Below are 14160 nucleotides of genomic sequence, written 5' to 3'. Positions count from 1 at the left end.
CAGCCGGCAGCACTACCGCTTTCGGGGTGCTTCCCGCGAGCTAATCGGCGTTGCGCGAAGCCTGCGGTATCGGCGGAGCGCCCAGGGCACGATGCCCAGCCCCACCAGCGCACCCGTGGCGAAGGCCCCGCCCTGCGGCGCGTCGTGCAGCCAGGCGGAGATGGCCGCGACCAGGGTCAGGATGTGGGCGACGGCGGCGGCGGCGATCTGGGTGCGGATCGGAACCCCCAGCACCGTGGTGCGCCACGGACCGAGCCGCTCGGCAATCGCCTCCTCCCCGCGCGGTGGGCGGTGGGGCAGCAGCATCGCCGTGAGCAGGAGCGTGACGCAGAACCAGGGCAACGCCGCCCACGGGCCGTGCCGCAGAGCCGCGATGCCCAGCAGCAGCGTAGACACTCCGGTGAATGCAGCGCCCGCGCGGTGCAGAGCGATCGGAGGTAGCGCAGGTGGCGCACGTTCGCCCTTGTACGGACGCTCGGACTCGTGGCCACGCGGCGTTGGGGGCTCGTGCATCGGCGTTTCCCGGTTACGCAGCTGCGAGAGAGGGCGACCGGCATCCGAACGCGCAGCACCGGCGAGCCTACCGCTTCCGCGCCACCCACTGCACGCCCCGCATCCGGAGCTGCTCGAGCAGCGCCTCGCCGCCAGCCGCCGCGGCGATCGCCTGCTCCTCGGCGGTGATCGGCAGCGCCCACAAGAGCTCCACGTGCTCACCCCGCACGTGGGGCAGGTGGAGCTCCGGCGCCCCGGGCGCCTCGCTCGACAGCACCACGCCCGCAAAGCCCGCCGCCGCCAGCGCGCTGCAGCCCACGGTGTGCCCGTGCCCCAGCCACGTGTACCGGTCCCACGGCAGCGTCGCCTGCCCCGCGAGCCAGCGCACCAGCGGCATCGGGTCCGGCAGCAGCGCCTTTTCCACCGCCACGGCGATCTCGATCCGCCGGAAGGGCGCGCCGGCGCCGCTGCCGCGATCGACCCGGGGCTGCGGCCGGATCGACATGCCGCCGGTGGCGAGCACCCACGCGCCGTCCCGCTCGTATTGCGCGAGCAGCGCCGGGGGGAAGCGCTCCTGCCCGGTCTCGTAGACCTGGCGCTCCCGCCCGAAGGCCTGCCGGTAGGCGCCGAGGAGCTGTTCCTGCAGCTTCGGCCAGGTGTGCTCGTCCCAGTCGTTCCAGAAGCTCGCCGCCTGCGAGAGCAGCCGGTAGACGTCGGGGTTGGACTGCGGCGTGCCGAGCGGCGCGCAGAAGGGGCTCTCCAGCGCGCAGTCCCGCGCGTAGCCGGCGAAGCCCTGCACGCCGCTCCACGGCGGGATCACCGCGAGGATGTCGCCCTCCTCGAGGAGCGCCACCCCTTCGCCGTCCTCGAACCAGAGGAACTCGATCCGATCGGGCGAGAGGGACGGCCCGCCCTCGGGATCGACGACGTAGCGCGCCTGGAGCATCGGCGCCTGCCCGCCCTGCATCCGCTCCACTTCCATCAGCCACGGCGCCTTGAGCCGGTTGCGGACCCAGACCGCCCGCGTGCCGAAGTCGCTGCCCTCGGCGCCCTCGAGGTAGAGGTAGATCGACCGGCCGTCGTCCTCGACGAGGGCGGTGACGTTGCCGTTGGGGCCCTTTTCCTCGCGCAGCACGCGCTTTCCGCTGCTCATCGATGCCTCCGGAAGGCCGCGCAATCTACACCAGGTAGGCCCGGAGGATCGGCCCGAAGGTGCCCCGCACCCCAAGGTTGCGCAGGTTGCCGAAATGCCCGCCGATCGCCCGGTCGATGAAGGCGATCTGCGCCGGCGGCTGGAAGGAGTCGAGGCGCTCGAAGAATTTCGGCGCGTTCTTCATCACCTCTTCGGCCATCTTCGTGGCGCCGAAGTCGTAGTTCTCGGTGAGCACGGGCTGGGCGAAGATGTCGCGCCACAGCTTGTAGTACGCGGCCTCCACCTGCGGCCCGTCCGCGCGGCGCACGCCGAGGTGGAGCATGCCGCGCTCCACCGCGCCGTAGTCCTCCTCCAGCGCCGCCTTCATCGTGGCGCGGTAGGGGACCATCACCTCGTCCGGAATCCGCTTCACGCAGCCGAAATCGTAGAGGACCAGCGTGCCGTCGAGGCGCGCGGCGAAGTTCGCGGGGTTGGGATCGGCGTGGATCGCCTGCAACTCGAAGAGCTGCGCGAGGAAGGCCCGCGTGAGGTGCTCGCCGATCCGGTTGCGGACCGCCTGCGAATAGCTGGCCGGGGTGATCGTCCCCAGCGTGTCCCCCGGCTCGTAGGCCAGGGTGAGAACGCGCCTCGTGCTCCGCTCGCCGATCACCTCGGGCACCACCACGAAGGGATGGCGCTCGCGGTGGAAGTCGCGGAAGAGCCGGGCGTTCGCCGCCTCGCCTTCGTAATCGAGCTCCTCCTGCAACCGGTCGCGCAGCTCGGCGAAGAGCGCGTCGAGCGCGGGCTTCGGGATCTGCACCAGCCCGCTCGCCCGCAGCGCGAGCTTCAGGTGCGCGAGGTCCGAGTCACACGACGCGTCGACCCCCGGGTACTGCACCTTGATCACCACCTCGCGGCCGTCGACCCGGGCCCGGTGCACCTGGCCGATCGACGCGGCGGCGAAGGGCGCGCGCTCGAAGCGCTCGAAGAGCGCATCAGGGGATCCGCCGAGCTCTGCCTCGATCTGCCCGGCGATCACCTCGAAGGGCATCGGCGGCGCCTCGCGCTGCAGCGTCTGCAGCGCACCCGCCAGCTCCTTCGGCAGCACGTCGCCGGCGATGGAGGCCATCTGCCCCACCTTCATCACCGCGCCCTTGAGCTCGCCGAGGGTCCTTGCGATCCGCTCGCCGTTCTTCGAGTGGGCGGCGGCGCGGGCGAGGGTCGCCTCCTCCGCCGACTGGACGAGGGAGCGGAGCTTCGATCCTGCATAGCTGCTCGCGACCGATGCGGTCATCCCCGCGAGCTTGAAGAAGCGGTTGCCGCCTGTAGCGGGCCTGGCCATCGCGAATGCCTCCGTCTGCCCACAACAGCCGTTCGGGCCGATCCCTGCCGCCCCGAGATAGCCCGGCCGCAGCCCCGCCGCACCTGATGCGATGCAGAAGCGAAGCTTACCCGCCAGGCGCATTGCCCGGAGCCCGCACCCACGTGTCCAAGGGGCGCGAAGACACAGGCAGTCCCCTCCACCGAAGCGCCGCCGTGCGCTACAAAGCCGCCATGAGCGCCGCCGAAATGACCCTCGTCGTCTCCCCCACCTCCGACCCGCGCAAGGTCCGTCTCCCCGACGGCACCGTCGCCTCGCCGCCCGCAGGCTGGTCCCTGCTCCCGCCCGGCGATCCGGGCCTCACCCGCAGGGTGAAGGCCGCTGGGCCGAGCTGGACGGTGATCGAGATGAAGGGCCGCAAGAAATTCTCGAAGGGCGTGTGGGCCCCGGCCCGCCACATCGAGAACGCGCAGGCCGTCCTCGAGGTGGAGCGGGCCGACCCCGCGTACGCGAAGCGCCGCGTCGCCGACGCCAACCGGCGGGCGGTGAAGCAGGAGGCCTACGTCCACGGCTTCGCCACCGAGGTCTTCCGCTTCCTGCGCTTCTCGAAGACCTTCCACGACCAGGCGATCGAGCTGGCCACCGCCGTCACCGCCCACGCCACGCCGGTGGGCGCCGGCACCGTGGCCCGCACCGAGCGGATCCCGATCGAGCAGCGCGCCGAGGCGGCGGTGATCGCCTGGATGCGCCACCAGACCACCGCCTACGACCACATGCAGATCGCCCGGGTGAAGGGGCTGCGCCGCGAGGTGCGGCGGGAGCTCGCGGAGGTCTCGCGGGCGCTCCTCGATCTGCACCGGCGGGATGTTCCGCATGCGCCCGGCGGTTGCCCGCTCTGCAAAGCGCTCGCCTCGACGGCTGTGGGGTGAAGGCGGTGAATGGCGCCGGTGTCTCACCCGTCGATAGCGGCAGAACGACCGGTCGTCTCTTGGCGATATCGGTGAAAGAGTTGAAAAAACGAGGGCTTGCGGCGTAGAGTCGCGGGCCCTGACGTCGTCCGAGCACGGAGTTGAACATGAAGACCCGTTTCCTGATCCCGGCCCTCGTCGCCGCCGCCCTCGCCACCGGCTGCGCGGGCCCCACCGCCGTCCGCGGCGGCCCCGGCACCGAGAACCCGAACCTCGACGAGGCGGCGATGAGCACCGGCCTCGATCGCAAGGATCTCGAGTACCTGATGCAGCAGAACGTGGAGAAGCTGATGGCTTCCCGCGCCTGGGCCGAGTTCCGCAACGAGCGGAAGGCGCCCGTCCTCGCCATCTGGCCGATCCGCAACGACACCACCGAGCACATCGAGAACCAGCTCAACACCCTGCTGGCCACCCTCGAGAGCCAGATGGTCGAGAGCGGCGACGTGGCGGTGGTGAGCCGCGAGCGGCAGCGCGAGATGGCGGAGGAGGTCGGCCTCCAGAACACCAACGGCGTCTACGATCCCTCGACGGTGGCCCGCCTCTCGAAGCAGGTCGGCGCCCGCTACTTCCTCACCGGCAAGGTGCAGGCGGTGGACGAGCGGATGGAGGGGGAGCGCCGCGTGCAGTACACCCTCACCATGCAGCTCATCGAGGTCGACACCTCGATGATCAAATTCCAGAACACCGCCGCCCGCACCAAGGCGATCGTCCGCTAAGGCCCGCGACCCATGCGACTGCTGCGCTTCGCCGCGTTGGCTGCGCTCACCCTCGTGGTGGGCGCAGGCTGCGCCACCTATTCCGATCACACCCGCGCCGCCCGCGAGAGCCTCGCCCGAGGGGATCTGCAGAGCGGCGAGGCGCAGCTGAACGCCATGCTCGGGGTCGAGAGCAGCAGGGAGCTGCCCGCCGAGTGGGGCAGCGAGACCGCGCTGGCGGTCCTCGAGCGGGCCACCGTGCTCCAGGCGATGGGCGACTACGCCACCTCCGCCCGGGACTTCTCCGCAGCGGAGAAGGAACTCGAGCTCCTCGACATCGCCAACGACGACGTGGGCTCGATCGGCAAATACGTCTTCTCGGACGACGCCACCAAATACAAGGCGCCGCCGACGGAGAAGCTGCTCGTCAACGCCTTCAACATGATCAACTACCTCGCCCGCAGCGACCTGCAGGGCGCTGCGGTCGAGGCGCGCCGCTTCACGGTGATGCGCAACTACCTCGAGGACTACTTCCCCGGGGTGAGCCACGCCGCCTTCGGTTCCTACCTCGCGGGCTTCGTCTTCGAGCAGCGCGGCGATTGGGACGAGGCGATGCGCTACTACGACGAGGTGCTCCAGCACGGCGACGCGCCCTCGCTCCACGAGCCGATCCGCCGGCTTTCGCGCAGGGCCGCCTACCGCACCCCGCGGATCGACGCGATCCTGGCCGCGGGGGGAACGGACGCGCCGAACGGCGACGAGGGCGAGCTCCTCGTGGTGGTGAAGACGGGCAGGGTGCCGGTGAAGGAGCCCGCCCGGATCCCGATCGGCGCCGCCCTCGGCCTCGCCTCCAACTACGTGAGCGGCGACACCAAGGTCCTCGAATACGGGCTCTTCAAGGTGGTCTCCTATCCGGAGCTGGTGGCGACCCGGGACACCTTCCACGGCGGCAGCGTCCGCGTGGCGGGCGCGGCGGCGCCGACCGATCACCTCACCGACGTGGAGGCGGAGATCGTGCGGGAGTACGAGGCGGTGAAGCCGAAGATCCTCGGCGCCGCCCTCACCCGGATGATCACCCGCGCCGTCGCGGCGGAGGGCGCCCGCGCAGCCGGGCGCCAGCAGAGCAAGGGGCTGGGCTTCCTCGCTGCAGCGCTGGTCGAGGGCACGATGGTCGTCCTCGACAAGCCCGATACGCGGAGCTGGAGCACCCTCCCCGCCGACGTGCAGATCGCGCGGATCCGGGTGCCCGCAGGCAGCCACGAGGTGACGGTGGAGCTGAGCGGCGGACCCGGCGCGCGGCTCTCCCGCACCATCGAGGTGCCTGCAGGCGGCTTCGCCGTCGCCGACTTCACCACGCTCCGTTAGTCGCGCTGGCTCGGCCAGGGCGGCACCCGGGCCGAGGCGCCGGGCAGCACCACCCCCGGTGCGCCGGCGGGCGCAGGCCCGAGCAGGGAGAGGAGCAGGCGCCTGTCGACGCCGTTCATCCCTGCGAATTTCTCGAAGTAGATCGATTGCAGCAGCGCCTGCACCTCCTCGCGCCGCAGCGGCAGGCTGCCGTCGGGGGCGTGGAGGAGCCGGGCCGCAGCAGGCGTGCCGCCGCGCACCGGCGGCCGCACGTAGGCGCACGGGAGGGGCTTTGCGCCCTGGGAGCGGAAGAAGAGCAGGATCCGCCGCCGCCGCTCCCGCTCCCCCAGCGTCGGGGCGAGCTCCGGCACGTCGACCTGCACCGCCCAGCCCCGCGGCTCCCGGTCGAGGAGCTCCTGCCGCTCCCGGGCCACCGCCAGCGCGTGGGTGAGCAGGGTGCTGCCGATCCGCTGCCCGCGCAGCTCCGGAACCACCGCCAGGTAGAGGAGCAGCGAGGTGGCGGGCGCCTCGAGGAGGTGCACCGCGGCGAGGCCGAGGGTGCGGCCGTCGTCCTCCGCGGCGAAGGCGAGGACCTTGCCCGAGCGGACCCCCTCGATCAGCGCGCCGGAGGGCTCGCGCAGCGTCCGCTCGAAGCTCGCGCCGTAGAGCTCCCAGAAGGAGCTGTCGCCTGCGAGCCCGTGGGGATCCCGCTCGACGAAGCGCAGCGCTGGGCAGGTGGTTGCCATCCAGGGTCGAAGATGTGCCTGCTGCGCCCCTTCGCCCACCGCCGCAAACGGGCCGCGGACGGCTGCCTGCCAGGCCTTCGGCGGCGCCCGGCAGGCAGGCGGTCCCCCTGCGGGCGAGGCCCTGCTATAGCTGCGCAGCCATGGCCCTCCGCTACGCCATCCTCTCCTCCGGCTCGTCCGGCAACTGCCTCTGGGTCCAGGGCGGCGGGGTCGAAATTCTCGTAGACTGCGGCCTCTCCGCCAGGCGCATCGGCGAGCGGCTCGCGGCGGTCGGCGGCGATCTGCGCAACGTGCAGGCCGTGGTCTGCACCCACGGCCACGGCGATCACGTGGCGGGCGCGGCGGTACTCGCCAGGCGCTACGGGCTCGAGGTCCACGGCAGCGCGGGCACGCTGCGCCACATCCGCGGGGAGCCGCCGCCGGAGCGGCTCCATCCGGTCGGCGTGCGGGATCGCTTCCGCATCGGCGGCCTCGAGATCCGGCTCGCGCCGACGCCCCACGACGCGGTGGGTTCCTGCTCGGTGGTGGTCGCCGACGGCGAGACATCGCTCGGCGTCGTCACCGATCTCGGCAAGCCCACCGAGACGGTGCGCAAACACCTCGAGGGAGTCGACGCGCTGGTGCTGGAGATGAATCACGACCGGCAGATGCTCATCGACGGTCCCTACCCGGAGATGCTCAAGCGCCGCATCGCCGGGGATCTGGGCCATCTCTCCAACGACCAGTCGGCGGAGCTCCTCGCGCAGCTCCTCCATCCCGGTCTGCAGCAGCTCGCCCTCGCCCATCTCTCCGAGCACAACAACCTGCCGGAGATCGCCAGGGACACCGCAGGCGAGGTCCTCGCCAACGCGGCGCTCTCGCCCAACCTGGTGGTGGCGGAGCAGCACCGGCCCGGCGAGCCGGTGCTGCTGCGGACGCGGCGCAAGGGGCAGCTCGGTCTACCGTTCTGAACGGCGATTTCCGCGTGGCTCATCTCTCGTCAGCAAACCGAGGAGGGCGGACGGCGTCTGCCCGGTAAGGCGCCGACACTCCCGAACCAGGTGCGACTGATCGGCATAGCCGGCGGCTGCTGCCAGGGCTGCGAGAGACGCGCCGCGCTCGGCGCGGGCGAGGCGTTGGAATCGCTGCAGGCGGAGGATGCGATCGAGCGTCTTCGGCCCGTACCCGAAGCTCTCGTCGAAGCGGCGGCGCAGCGTCCGCTCGCCCAGGCCGAGATCACGCCGGAGGGTGGTCACGACCGAGCCCGACGGTAGCCCGCGCTCGAGGAGCGCGAAGGCGGCGCGCATCGCCGGATCGCCGGGAGCCGGGTCGTCGGCACGCTCGTTCGCCAGTGCCCGGGCCAGCGCCGCCACGGGGTCCGCTCCGCACCGGGGCGCGGCGCCGAGACGCCGCGCCCGCCTGCCCCAGAGCGTCTCGAGCGGCAGACGCATGCCGACGAGTTCGCTGGCGGGCAGGCCGAGCCAGGCCGATGCGGCGGCAGGCCGGAAGCGGAAGCCCACCACGGTCGCCCCCGCGGCGAGCCGCTCGGTCATCGGTGCCGTATCGGGCCCGGCGATCCGCAGCGCTCCCTCGACGAGCTGCAGATCGATCGTGGCGTCGGGCGTCACCACCAGAGACGGCACGCTCTCGCGGGGCAGCCGATGGATCCAGGTGCAGCTGAAGACGCCCTCGAGGCCCGGCGGCGCCGGATGCATCGAGAAGGCTCCGGCCGCCTGCGCAGGAACCGCTTTCACGTTCGCCTCCGGCAGCGGCGTGGCCGAAACGTCCAAGGCACGAGGGTCGGCGTCATGGCAGAAGTCTCTGGTACCGCACCGAGGAGAACATGAAACCCAGAATCAGCGTACTCACCCTCGGCGTCGACGACCTCGACGCCGCCGTCCGGTTCTACCGGGACGGCCTGCAACTGCCCACCGAAGGGATCGTCGGCCGCGAATTCGAGCACGGCGCGGTCGCCTTCTTCGACCTCCAGGCCGGCATCAAGCTGGCGCTCTTCGAGCGGGCGAACCTCGCACGGGATGCAGGTCTCGCAGACACCGGACGAAGCCCTGCCGAGTTCTCGATCGGCCACAACGTCGCGAGCGAGGCCGAGGTCGACGAAGTGATGCAGCAGGCCGAGGCGGCCGGCGCCCGCATCGTGAAGGCGGCGCAGCCGACCTTCTGGGGCGGCTACGCGGGCTACTTCCAGGACCCGGACGGCCATCTCTGGGAGGTGGTCTTCAACCCTGCGTTCCTCCCGGCGGAGGGGTGAGAGAAAGAGAGCCCGCCTCGCTGACCCGAGGCGGGCTCTCCCGTGCTGCTGACCGGGGCTGCTACTTCATCGCGGTGAGCTTCTCCACCAGCGGTCCTTCCGGCTGCCGCAGGCCCTCGAGCCGCTCGACGATCCTTCCCTCGGCGTCCAGGAGCGTGATCACCGTCGAGTGGTTGATCGCCCCGCCCGCGGCGAAGCGGTATTTGATCCCCAGCACCGCGGCGAGCTCCTGCACCTTCTCCGGCGCCGTGCGCATCATCGTCCAGCGCCCGGTGTCGACCCGGTGCGCCTCGAGCAGCACCTTCATCGACGCGGGCGTGTCGCGGGCGGGATCGAAGGTCACCAGCACCACCTGCACCTTCTCGCGCAGCGCCTCGGGGAGCGCCTGCTCCACCCGCTTCAGATCGGTGATGAGCATCGGGCAGGCGTGGGGGCAGGTACCGTAGAACATGCTGATCAGCACCGGCTTGCCGCGCAGGATCTCGAGCGAGACCTTCTTCCCGTCGTGGCTCTCGTAGTCGCCGCCGATGAGGTAGATCGATTCGTCCGCCGTCGCCGCCTCTGCGGCGGGGAGCGTCTCGTGGCCTTCCGCAGCAGCGGCGAGGCCCGGTACCGCGAGCAGTCCAGCGAGCAGGAGCGCCAACGTCTTCATCACTTCTCCTTCACGTCCCGCGCGCAGCGGAAGCCGAGGTTGCCGGTGGTGTAGGGCGCCTTGAGCGAGCTGCGGAAGGCCACGCGCATGAAGGTCGCGTAGTCGCCCTTGTCCGCTGCGGTGAGGGCGCCTGCGCCGCAGAAGCGGCTCTTGTCGGGATCGCCGCTCTCGCGGCTGTCGCTCGAGACGAGCGTGCTGTTGAAGTCGCCGACCCATTCCCAGACGAGGCCGTGGAGGTCACGCACGCCGTAGAGGTTCGGCTCGCCCCTTCCCGCTGCGGGGAGGACCTTCGGGTTGGGCTGCCCGTACCAGGCGAGGAGCCGGGCCACGAACGCGGGATCCTGGCGGGCGTCCTTCACCTCGGCGCTGGCGGTGGCTGCGTGCTCCCACTCGTTCTCGGTGGGCAGCCGCATGCCGCGCGCTTCGCAATAGGCCTTCGCCGCGAACCAGCTCACCTGGACCACCGGTGCGTCGGCAGGGGCGCGCTCCCCCAGGGCGAGAGGTAGCGCCCAGTGGCCGAGGTAGCCCGCGCCGGCGAAGAGCCGCGCGATCCGGTCGCGCCGCCAGCGCGGGTGCACCTTCACGAAGGCGAGGTACTCGGCGTTCGTGACCGGGCGCTCGTCGAGGAGGAAGGTTGCGACCGGGATCTCGGCTTCCTCCGGGGAGGGCGGAAAGACCGGCTTGTAGGTGCCGCCCTCGACCCGCACCTGCTTCGGCGCGGCGCCGGCCGAGCCGGCGACGAGGAGCACGAGGAGGGAGGTGAGCAGGCGGGCGCGCATCGGATTCTCCGGTGGAGGCAACGTGCCTCTCTGTGGACCACCTAGTCCCTTGAGCGGCGGGCGCAAGTGCCACGACGGAACGGCGCGAGGCCCGGGATCGCCGGGCCTCGCGCGTTCGTCGTCGTCGTCGTGGAATCGTTGCTTCAGTGGGCGGCGCCGGCAGGTCGCTTGGTGGTGGCGCGGATCTTCGCCACCTCCGCCGGCGTCACCGCGTCGCCGCTGTTGCCGAAGGCGTTGCGCACGTAGGTGAGGATGTTGGCGACCTCGTCGTCGTTGAGTTGGCTCATCGGCGGCATCACCGAGTTGAAGTCCTTGCCGTTCACCTTCACCGGGCCGGAGAGGCCGTTGAGGATGATCTCGATCGAGCGCTGCTTGTCGGCCATCAGGTAGTCGCTCTTCTCGAGGGGCGGGAAGACGCCTTCCATGCCGGCGCCCGTGGGACCGTGGCAGACGGAGCAGGTACCGGCGTAGAGCGCCTTTCCTGCTGCAACCTGCGCGTCCTTGGAGAGCGTGCCCTGCTGCATCTTCGCCGTGGCCTGCGCCACCACGCCGCGCTTCGGCTCCGCCTTGTCGGCGAGGTAGACCTCGTCGACCTCGAGGCCGGAGTAGACCGCCTTGTCCTCGGGGCCGTCGACCTTGAGCATCGCGATGGCGCCCTTGTTGAAGGCGCGGAAGAGCGAGTGATCGACCAGGATGTAGGTGCCCGGCACCTCGACCTTGAAGTCGACCATGGCGGCGCCGCCGGCGGGGATCAGCGTGGTCTGCACGTTCTCCTGGTAGCGCGTGCCGCCCTCGTACCAGACCTTGTCGAAGATCTCGCCGATCACGTGGAAGCTCGAGACCAGGTTCGGGCCGCCGTTGCCGATGAAGAGGCGCACGGTCTCGCCCACGTTGGCCTTGAGGGCGTTGTCACCGGTGAGGGCGCCTTCGGAGCCGTTGAAGACGACGTAGGTGGCGTTCTCCTCGATGGCCTTCTGCATGTCGAAGGGCTGCAGGCCCTTCTCGCGGTACTTGCCCACCGTGTAGAAGTCGCCCTGCATCACGTAGTACTCGCGGTCGACCTTCGGGAGACCCTCGGGCGGCTCCACGAGGATGAGGCCGTACATGCCGTTCGCCACGTGCATGCCCACCGGCGCCGTGGCGCAGTGGTAGACGTAGAGCCCCTGGTTCAGCGCCTTGAACGTGAACTGCGTCCGGTGCCCCGGCGCCGTGAAGGACGAGGTGGCGCCGCCACCGGGCCCCGTCGCCGCGTGCAGGTCGATGTTGTGGGGCATCTTGTTGTCGGGATGGTTCTTGAGGTGGAACTCCACCGTGTCGCCCTGGCGGACGCGGATGAAGTTGCCCGGCACCTGCTTGCCGAACATCCAGAAGGTGTACTCGACGCCTTCCGAGATCTCCTTGTTCTCCTCCCGGACCTCGATCTCGACGACCACCCTGGCGGGCGCCGTGCGGTTCACCGGCGGCGGCACCAGCGGCGGATCGACGATCGCGTGGGTGACGGGATCACCCTGCGGCGGGCCGAAATCGCCTTTGGCGGAACCGCCGGTATCGGCGGGGGCGGCTGGGGCTGCAGGCGTTGCCGCAGCGGGGGCAGTGGGCTGGCTGCAACCCGCGGCGAGTCCGAGCGTGGCGGCGACGGCGAGGGCGCGCATCGTCTGCATCTGTCTCTCCTTGCGCAGCTCCGGCTCCCTGCCGGAGTCTCTACGGACCAACTAGTCCGCTGATGGAGTTGCGCAAGGAGGCACGCACGATCTCTTCTGCCGCGCTGCAGGGCTACTGCTCGGTCGCGGGATCGTGCCCCTTGGTGCGGCGGTGCTCGAGGGTGCCGATCGGCGCCAGGGGCAGGGGTCGCCCCTTCGCCCGGGCGAGATAGAGGGCGCTGTTGATCAGGCCGACGTGGGTGAAGGCCTGCGGGAAGTTGCCGAGGAAGCGGCCGGTCCCCGGCTCGATCAGTTCGGCGTAGAGGCCGAGGTGGTTCTGGCGGGCCACGATCCCCTGCATCAGCTCCTCCGCCTCCTCGAGCCTGCCGGAGAGGGCGAGGCAGTCGACGAGCCAGAAGCTGACGAGGCAGAAGGCGCCCTGGTCCGCGCCGGGAAGGGCGTCGTCGCCGAGGTAGCGGGCCACGAGGCCGTCGTGGAGGAGCTCCCGCCGCACCGCCTCGATGGTGTTCTGGACCCGCTCGTCGTCGATGGGGAGGAACTCGAGCAGGGGCAGCACCAGGTTGGCGGCGTCGAGGGCGTCCTCCTCGTAGCTCTGCACGAAGGCGCGGCGCTTCTCGCTGTAGCCGCGCCTGCAGACCTCCTCGCGGATCGCCGTCCGGTTCCGCCGCCAACCGTCGACGTCACCCCGGAGGATCCCGAGCTCCGCCAGCTGCACGGCGCGGTCGAGCGCCACCCAGCACATCACCTTGGAGTGGACGAAGTGGCGGGGCTTGCCGCGCATCTCCCAGATGCCGCTGCCGCGGAGCTGCCAGTCGTGGCAGGCGCGATCCGCCACCGCGGCGAGGAAGCTGCGCAGCTCGGCCGGCAGATCGAAGCCGGCGCGGACCAGATCGTAGCCTGCGTCGAGGAGCTCGCCGTAGATGTCGAGCTGCCGCTGCTCCGCCGCGAGGTTCCCCACGCGCACCGGCCGCGAGCCCCGGTAGCCCTCGAGGTGGTGGAGCTCCTCTTCGCCGGGGGCCTCGCCGCCGTGGAGGTCGTACATGATGCGGAGGGTGCACCTGCCGTCGCCGCATTGCTCGGCGAGGTTCTCGACGAATTCGAGGAAGGCCCTGGCGTCGTCGGGATGCCCCGAGGCGGTGAAGGCCTGCGCGGTGAACGAGGTGTCGCGCAGCCAGGCGTAGCGGTAGTCCCAGTTGCGCACGCCGCCGAGCTCCGCCGGAAGCGAGGTGGTCGCAGCGGCGGCGATGGCGCCGGTCTCCGCGTGACAGAGCAGTTTGAGCGCGAGCTCCGACCGCTGCACCTGCTCCACCCAGGGCGCTGCCCACTCGATCCGGCACCTGGCGTCGCCAGCGTGCAGCCAGGTGCGCCACGCGCGGATCGTCGCCGCGAGCTTCTGGCTGGTCGAGCCGGGATCGCAGGGCGCGTCCGCCCACCCGGTGACCAGCGCGCGTTCGTCCCCGGGCTCCATTCGGAATCGAGCCACCGCCACCGGGCCCCAGCCGTCCTGCTCGATCCGCGCTTCGGGGAGGCCACGGAGCAGCACCCGGGCGGCGGCGTCGGTGGCGACGAGGGCGGGCCCCTCCTTGCGGATCCAGGTGAGCGCCCTGCCGAAGTTGAGCCGCGGCGACCACTCGACTTCCACCTCGATCGCCTCGCCCTCGCAGCGGATCAGCCGGTGCAGCTCCGGGGAAGGGCTACCGGCCTGCCTGCCCTCGAGACGGCCCTCGAGCGGCATGAAGTCGGTGAGCACGATCCTGCCGCTGGCCTGGTGGATCGTGGTCTCGAGGACGTTGGTCTCCGGCAGGTAGCGCTGCGCGCATCGGGGCGTGCCGGCACCCGCGCGCACGGCGAACCTGCCGCCGCGCCGATGATCGAGCAGCGCGCCGAAGACGCTCGGGCTCTCGAGATCCGGCAGGCAGAGCCAATCGATCGTCGCGTCGAGACCGACGAGCGCCACGCTGCGGAGATTGCCGATCGCGCCGTGATCCCGGATGGGTAGATAACCGTCGCTGCTCACCCGGCCGAAGGTGGGGGTTGGTGCCGGGTGGGTGAATGCCCCGGCGGGGGCTGCAGGCGATCCGCACCTGCCGTGTGCATTGCTTCCGCCATAGGTGTCGACGTT

At 71.0% G+C, this 14160-nt stretch carries 14 protein-coding genes; 5 read left to right on the top strand and 9 right to left on the bottom strand.

Features of this window, described 5'->3' with window-relative positions; all coding sequences use genetic code 11:
* Window positions 1–12: 12 nt before the first annotated feature.
* The 3 genes from ACESMR_RS09060 to ACESMR_RS09050 form a co-directional block, all read right to left on the bottom strand.
* Window positions 13–396, bottom strand: a complete 384-nt coding sequence (locus ACESMR_RS09060) for a hypothetical protein (protein WP_373046735.1) — start codon at window positions 394–396, stop codon at window positions 13–15.
* Window positions 397–580: 184 nt separating this feature from the next.
* Window positions 581–1645, bottom strand: a complete 1065-nt coding sequence (locus ACESMR_RS09055; RefSeq protein WP_373046734.1) for a suppressor of fused domain protein — start codon at window positions 1643–1645, stop codon at window positions 581–583.
* Window positions 1646–1670: 25 nt separating this feature from the next.
* Window positions 1671–2966, bottom strand: a complete 1296-nt coding sequence (locus ACESMR_RS09050) for an ABC1 kinase family protein (RefSeq protein ID WP_373046733.1) — start codon at window positions 2964–2966, stop codon at window positions 1671–1673.
* A gap of 212 nt (window positions 2967–3178) precedes the next feature.
* Between ACESMR_RS09050 and ACESMR_RS09045 the strand changes: the two genes are divergently transcribed.
* The 3 genes from ACESMR_RS09045 to ACESMR_RS09035 all read left to right on the top strand — a co-directional run bounded on the left by ACESMR_RS09045 (window position 3179) and on the right by ACESMR_RS09035 (window position 5973).
* Window positions 3179–3874, top strand: coding sequence for a DUF2293 domain-containing protein (locus ACESMR_RS09045; RefSeq protein ID WP_373046732.1), 696 nt, complete (start codon window positions 3179–3181; stop codon window positions 3872–3874).
* Window positions 3875–4020: 146 nt separating this feature from the next.
* On the top strand, window positions 4021–4629 hold the full coding sequence (locus tag ACESMR_RS09040; protein WP_373046731.1) for a penicillin-binding protein activator LpoB: 609 nt from the start codon (window positions 4021–4023) through the stop codon (window positions 4627–4629).
* A gap of 12 nt (window positions 4630–4641) precedes the next feature.
* Complete coding sequence (locus tag ACESMR_RS09035; RefSeq protein WP_373046730.1) at window positions 4642–5973, top strand: hypothetical protein; 1332 nt, start codon at window positions 4642–4644, stop codon at window positions 5971–5973.
* Here ACESMR_RS09035 and ACESMR_RS09030 read toward each other — a convergent pair.
* A complete protein-coding gene (locus tag ACESMR_RS09030) occupies window positions 5970–6698 on the bottom strand; it encodes a GNAT family N-acetyltransferase (protein ID WP_373046729.1) in 729 nt (242 codons plus the stop codon). The two genes, ACESMR_RS09035 and ACESMR_RS09030, sit on opposite strands and share 4 nt — an antisense overlap.
* A 140-nt stretch (window positions 6699–6838) precedes the next feature.
* On the opposite strand from ACESMR_RS09030, the gene ACESMR_RS09025 reads away from it, so the two are divergent.
* Entirely contained in the window at window positions 6839–7648 is an 810-nt protein-coding gene (locus tag ACESMR_RS09025) for an MBL fold metallo-hydrolase (protein WP_373046728.1), read from the top strand.
* Here the strand turns inward: ACESMR_RS09025 and ACESMR_RS09020 are convergent.
* A complete protein-coding gene (locus tag ACESMR_RS09020; protein WP_373046727.1) occupies window positions 7637–8431 on the bottom strand; it encodes a helix-turn-helix domain-containing protein in 795 nt (264 codons plus the stop codon). The two genes, ACESMR_RS09025 and ACESMR_RS09020, sit on opposite strands and share 12 nt — an antisense overlap.
* 89 nt (window positions 8432–8520) lie before the next feature.
* Here ACESMR_RS09020 and ACESMR_RS09015 point away from each other — a divergent pair, with 89 nt between their 5' ends.
* Window positions 8521–8946 carry a VOC family protein gene (locus tag ACESMR_RS09015; protein ID WP_373046726.1) on the top strand — a complete coding sequence of 142 codons (426 nt, stop codon included), beginning with the start codon at window positions 8521–8523 and terminating at the stop codon, window positions 8944–8946.
* 61 nt (window positions 8947–9007) lie between these two features.
* Here ACESMR_RS09015 and ACESMR_RS09010 read toward each other — a convergent pair whose 3' ends face one another.
* The 4 genes from ACESMR_RS09010 to ACESMR_RS08995 all read right to left on the bottom strand — a co-directional run bounded on the left by ACESMR_RS09010 (window position 9008) and on the right by ACESMR_RS08995 (window position 14055).
* Entirely contained in the window at window positions 9008–9598 is a 591-nt protein-coding gene (locus ACESMR_RS09010; RefSeq protein ID WP_373046725.1) for an SCO family protein, read from the bottom strand.
* On the bottom strand, window positions 9598–10377 hold the full coding sequence (locus tag ACESMR_RS09005; RefSeq protein ID WP_373046724.1) for a formylglycine-generating enzyme family protein: 780 nt from the start codon (window positions 10375–10377) through the stop codon (window positions 9598–9600). The genes ACESMR_RS09010 and ACESMR_RS09005 overlap by 1 nt, the downstream gene beginning before the upstream one ends.
* Window positions 10378–10520: 143 nt before the next feature.
* Window positions 10521–12038 (bottom strand): copper-containing nitrite reductase, encoded by a 1518-nt coding sequence (nirK, locus tag ACESMR_RS09000; protein ID WP_373046723.1) that lies wholly within the window; start codon window positions 12036–12038, stop codon window positions 10521–10523.
* Window positions 12039–12150: 112 nt separating this feature from the next.
* A complete protein-coding gene (locus ACESMR_RS08995; RefSeq protein WP_373046722.1) occupies window positions 12151–14055 on the bottom strand; it encodes a glycoside hydrolase family 15 protein in 1905 nt (634 codons plus the stop codon).
* Window positions 14056–14160: the final 105 nt, after the last annotated feature.

Origin of the sequence: Vulgatibacter sp. (genome assembly GCF_041687135.1) — a bacterium.
Classification (GTDB): Bacteria; Myxococcota; Myxococcia; order Myxococcales; family Vulgatibacteraceae; genus JAWLCN01.
This window is presented reverse-complemented; position numbering and strand designations above follow the sequence as displayed.